Annotated in this window: 1 pseudogene; it reads right to left on the minus strand. The window is 60.2% G+C overall.

Annotation, left to right across the window (positions count from 1 at the left end):
- Nucleotides 1-761 (minus strand): annotated as a pseudogene (locus GIW04_RS31090) (type IV secretion protein Rhs); the annotation flags it as partial.

Here is a 761-nt window from a genome sequence, read left to right on the forward strand (position 1 = left end):
GGCGTGTAGGCGGTGTTGGTCGTCGTAGTGGTAGTGGCTGAGCAGTTGGCCTTGCTGGCGCTGATGTTCGCGGCCGCTGTTGAACAGATGCGAGGTGAGCACTTCACCGTTGAGTTCGACGGTGGCGAGGTGGCCGCCTTTGTCGTGGTTGAAAGTGACGCGGTTGTTGTCTGGCAGGCACAGGTGTTGAAGCTGGCCGCAGGCGTCGTAGCGGTAGCGCAGGGTGCCCCAGCCTTGGTGTTCGGCGGTGAGGCGGTTTTGGCGGTCGTACTCGTAGGCCAGCGCCCAGTGACCGTCTTCGACGCTCTGGAGGTTGCCTTGGCGGTCGTAGGCATAATCGATAATGCTGTTATCGGGGAGGGTTTTTCTTACGAGGCGTCCGGCGTGGTCGCGCTCGTAACGGGTGATTAGCTGACTGCCATCGTCGCCGTATTCGGTTTTCTCCAGCAGGTTGCCGTTGAGGTCGTAGACGTAGGCGGTGCGTTGGCCGTCGAAGCCGGTTTCCTGTTGGATCAGGCCATTGGGGTGGTAGTCGAGCTGGTAGGTTTCGCCGACTTCGTTTTCGATTTCGGTCAGCAGTAATCGAACGTTGTCGTAGCGGTATTTGACCTGGGTGCCGTCGGCGTTGAGACGGCGGCTGATCAGGTGCAGGCCACCTTCGTATTCGTAGCGGGTGACGTGGCCGAGTTCGTCGCGTTCGGCGATGATTTTGCCGTAGGGGTTGTAGCTGAATTCGCGTGTGGCGCCGCCTGGCAAGACGA

Origin of the sequence: Pseudomonas sp. PA-4-8C (assembly GCF_021606625.1) — a bacterium.
GTDB classification, from domain to species: Bacteria; Pseudomonadota; Gammaproteobacteria; order Pseudomonadales; family Pseudomonadaceae; genus Aquipseudomonas; species Aquipseudomonas lactis.